General features: G+C 66.8%; 3 protein-coding genes. All 3 read right to left on the reverse strand.

Features of this window, described 5'->3' with window-relative positions:
- Positions 1–726, reverse strand: a 726-nt coding sequence (locus R2834_24785; GenBank protein MEZ4703571.1) for a hypothetical protein, incomplete at its 3' end; no start/stop codon positions are given.
- 64 nt (positions 727–790) lie between these two features.
- Complete coding sequence (locus R2834_24790) at positions 791–1,795, reverse strand: SMP-30/gluconolactonase/LRE family protein (GenBank protein ID MEZ4703572.1); 1,005 nt, start codon at positions 1,793–1,795, stop codon at positions 791–793.
- 108 nt (positions 1,796–1,903) lie between these two features.
- Positions 1,904–4,615, reverse strand: a 2,712-nt coding sequence (locus tag R2834_24795; GenBank protein MEZ4703573.1) for a hypothetical protein, incomplete at its 5' end; no start/stop codon positions are given.

The raw sequence follows: 4,615 nt of genomic DNA on the forward strand, positions 1-4,615 counted from the left end.
GAGGTCCTCGCAGAAGTAGGGGTTGAGCGCCTCGATGCGCGCACTGAGGCGGACCGCCTGCGTCAGGTCCATTCGGGTGTGGTAGTCGATGGCCCAGAACCCGTCCGGCGCGACGCCCTCGGCCACGGCTTCGCAATTGCGGACGGTGGCGTCGATGAAGGCGTTGGCGTCGAAGATGCCCTGTCCGTCGCCGGCGGTGGAGATGCGAATGGCCTGGAAGCCGGCGTCGATGCAGGCGCGCGCGGTCGCGGTCAGGTCGCGGCCCTGGGAGGGGTAGCCGGTCGAATAACAGGGCACGTAGGTCCGCGAACGGCCGCCGAGCAGTTCGTAGACGGGTACGCCGAGGACCTTGCCCTTGATGTCCCACAACGCGAGGTCTAGCGCGCCCTGGGCGTGCAGCTTCTCGCGTCCGGGCGTGTAGAAAAAGCCCCGAAACATCGTCTGCCACAGGTCCTCGATCAGAAAGGGGTCCTTTCCGATGAGCTGGCCGGCGAGCTGCCGGAACATGTCCGCCGAGCCGCCCTCCCCGATGCCGGTGACGCCGCCGTCGGTTTCGATGGTGACGACGCGGTCGCTCTGGTTGAAGGTCGGGTTCGTGCGTTGCGGCTCGTACATCCGGATGCGGGTGATGCGGAGGTCGGAGCCGGGCGCGGCCGGCGCGCCAAAGCCGGCCAGCAGCGCGCCGGAGGCCAGGGCGGTGGATTGCAGAAATTGACGTCTGTGCATCGTCGTGTGGTTATGGGTGCGGGGGTCCGTACGGGCGGGGAAAAACGAGGCGCTGGCTCCTCCATCATCCGGCCGGCCGGTAGGAGGCCTTGCCGGGGTGCGTCGCGCGCGCGCTGAGGAGGAGGGCGCCGCTGGTCACGTAGAGCGTCTGCAGGTCGTCGCCGCCGAAGGTGCAGTTGGTGATGGTGTCCTCGGGCGTCTCGGCGAAATCGAGCAGTTCGCCGGCCGGCGAGATCACGTGGATGCCGGCGCGCGTGTCGAGCGTTTCGCTGGTATTGCGCAGGGCGCGCAGGCCGGCGGCGACGTAGAGGTTGCCCTCGGCGTCGATGCACATCCCGTCGCCGCTGCGGCCGGGGTAAAAATCGATCAGGATACGCGGGTTCGCGACGGAGCCGTCGGCGAGCAGGTCGTAGGCCTTGATGTGGCGGTTGCGCCCGGCATCCGGGTGCGCCTCGATGAGATACAGCGTGCGGTTGTCGGGCGAGATCACCACGCCGTTGGGCATGTGCACGTCGGGTTCGCGCAGGAGTTGATGGATGGACCCGTCGGGATCGAGACGATAGACGGCATTGACGTTGCCCCGGCGAGGGACGGCGTCGGTCGGGCGGGAGGAAAAATAGATGCGCCCCTGGTTGTCGTAGTCGAGGTCGTTCGGGGCCTCGAGGGGAAGCCCCTCAAAGGCGCTGGCGAGCGTGGTCGATACGCCGGTCTGCAGGTCGGTGCGGGTGATCCGGCCGGCTTGCCCCTCGCAGGCGAGCAGCCGGCCCTGCGGATCGAACCGCAGCCCATTGGTCTGCCCGGTGTTCTCCCGAAAGACCGACAGCTCCCGGGCGCGCGGATCCCACCGGAGGATGCGCGACGCGGGGATGTTCGTAAAATACACGACCCCGTCGCGGTCGACCGCCGGCCCCTCGGTGAAGGCCGGCCCGCCCTCGAGGCGGGTCTCGACGGTCAACGGGCCGAGGTAGCGGCCGGTCGCGAGGCCGTCGTAGCGGGTCGAAGGCCGGCCGCAGCCGGCGACGGCATACGGGGCCGCGGCGAGGAGGGCGAGCGCGTGGCGTCGGTGCATGGGATGGCTGGGGATTGGCGGGGTGCGGGGATGCAAGATACGGGATCCGGGATGCGAGATGCGAGATCCGGGATCTCGCACCTCACATCTCGTATCTCACACCATCCGTCAACCCGCATCCAGCTCGCCCAGCAGCCCGATGACGCTCTGCTTGAACGCGCCCGCATCGTACTTCGACGTGTACCGCAGGGTGATCACGATATCTCCGATGTTCGCGAAATCGATCGAAGGATTCGAGGCCTTCGGCATTTCGAGCATCCACGAAGAGACTGCCCCGGTGCCTTCGAAGGGGAAGTAGCGGTCATCGAACAGGAAGTTGAGGTCGAACTGACCGAACATCCCGTTGTCATCCCGCCACTTCGACACGGCGATCTGCTGGTTGGACCGCCAGTTGACGCGCAGCGTATTGCCGTCCGGCTGCTGGGCGTCGTCGAAGCCCATGAGGTATCGGACGGCGCCGGCGTCGGGCGACAGCAGCGCCTTGTTGCCCATCTGGACCAGGGTGGCGCGGATAGACTGGCTCTGGTCGAGGCCGGCGTTGGCTTTCGGCACGATGGAGATCGCCAGGGTCTTGATCACCCGGAAGTAGTGGCCGGGGTAGTCGCGGTCGAACAGGGTTTCGTCCAGCTGGAACTGGCATTCGCCGTTCGCGATCAGCTCCAGGAAGCTGACGGGCAGCTCGTTTTTCATCGAGATGGTCCGTTCGATCTCCTGGAAGCGGCTGTCCTGGTCGAGATGCGACTTCGCCATGCGATTGACCTCCAGCATCAGCGACTCGCCGGCGAGCAGGCCCTTTTTCAGGCTGTCCCAGTGGCCGAAGTTGATGTAGGACTCCGTCGTGGGCAGTTCGAACTGGAGCGCTTTCTCCGCCGACTTCGCGGTGTCGTACGCCACCTTGTAGGCCTGGAAGTAGAGGCTCGACAGGCGCGACACCATCCAGGTGTAGAGCGCCTGGTTGGTGAACTTGCTCCGCATGTAGTCGGCCACTTCCTGGTTGTTCTGGATGGTGCGCATATGCACGTCCAGTTCGCGCTGGGCCGACTCGTGCATCATCCGCGCGATGCCGAGCTGGATGTTGAGTTCCTCGATCTCGCTGGCGGCCAGGTTGCGTTCGTGCTCCCATCCGCCGCGCCGGCGCTCGTAGTCGGCGAGCTTGTCCGTGATTTCGCCGGCCGCGATGACGACATCGCCGAGGATGTTGGACACCGTCGCCGCGCCGTGGAGGGCTTCGGCGATCTTGCCGCCTCCGTAGGTCGTGACGGCGAGCGGGCTCGAGATGCCGGCCCCGCCGACCGTCGCATCCGGCACCGTGTGGGCGAGCGAGGACGCGAATTCCAGCACCGACCCGACGATCTTGATGCCCTTCCCGACACCCTGCAGGATGAGGGCGGCCTTCTCGGCCGGCGACAGGTTCTCTTCGATGAGCCGGTCGAGCCGGTCCTTGGTCAGCTGGACACGCTCCCGGTTCATCGTCAGCGCGGTGACGGCATCGCGCGCCTGGTCGACGGCGGAGACCATCACGGTGGTGGTCATTTCCAGCACGATCCGCTCGTGTTTGTTCTCGAGCAGCGAGAGCGCCTCGGCGTCCTTGCTCTCGAGGGCGGACTGGAGCGACGACCCGAGATCGATCACGGTGCCGATCATCTCGCGCGCCTCGCCGAGGAGGTAGCCGTACCGGTAGTTCGGCACGGCCACGTTGGCGTCGGCGAGGGCGCTGCCGATGTCGCGACCGCCGGCGACGGCGCGGACCAGCGCCGCCGGGTCGATGGGCGGTTCGAACAGGGCCAGCTGCCGGAAGATGCCGTCGATGTTGAGGCTCTGCCGGATCTTGTAGAGGCGGTCGGCGACGCGGTCCCAGTACCCGAGGAAAACCTGGTTCTCGACGAGGCAGAAGTCGGTGACGATGAAGGCGTGCGGTGCGGGCACGCCGGCGCCGGCGGCCGTCGAATGCGCGTTCGGGAAGTCGGGGATGCCGGTCGCCGCCGACGCGTACCGCGCGGCGATGTCGGCGTAGGTGCCGGGACGGGCGGATCGCCTCGGAGTCTTGGCCTGCGGCCGCGGTCCGAGCAGGTTGTAGGCCATCACATACAGCTGCACCGCCTCGTTGATCGCCTCCCGCGTGTCCTGCCGGAAGAGTGCGTCGCCCCAGTCGAGCAGGTTGTCGATGTATTTCATCACCACAGCCTTCTGGTACGCGAACAGACGCAGCCGGGCGATGGCGTGCGGATCGAAGGGATCCTGGCGGTAGACGGCGAGCGCCTCCTCATCGGCCAGCAGCGCCCCGAGCGACTCGGCGCTGCCGAACGTGCGGAACGGGAGATACATCCAGAACCGGTTCTTGCTCGTGCTGCCGTCCCGCGCCGTCGGGTTGAAGATGTAGTGGTACCACGTCTGCGCCTCGGCGAACTGCTGGTTGGCGTTGAGGCGGTTGGCGATGAGGAACGGGATGTGGAAGAACAGCTCTTCGTAATAGAGGCGGTTCACCCCCTGAAAGTCGATCTGATTCGGCAGCCGGCTCCGGTCGAGGTCCACCAGCGCCGTGTTGGGTTGGTAGCGTTGCACGAAGTTCGGCTCGGCGGCCTGCTGGGACCCGAGCAGCAGCCGGTCGATGCCGCCCGTGAACAGGTTCTGGCTCAGCTCGTGGACGGCGTACGTGCTCAGGCGTTCGAACACGAACCGCACCGTCGTCTGGGGCGTCACCGTCAGCAGGTCGTCGGGCTCCTCGGTGAAGTAGACGGCGAGGTCCTGCGCGGCGCTGTCGTCCTGCACGGCGTTGTCGCTGTACCGGATGCGCAGCCGGTCCCGCGTCGTCAGGACCTG

This window comes from Rhodothermales bacterium (assembly GCA_041391505.1).
In the GTDB taxonomy this organism is placed as follows: domain Bacteria; phylum Bacteroidota; class Rhodothermia; order Rhodothermales; family JAHQVL01; genus JAWKNW01.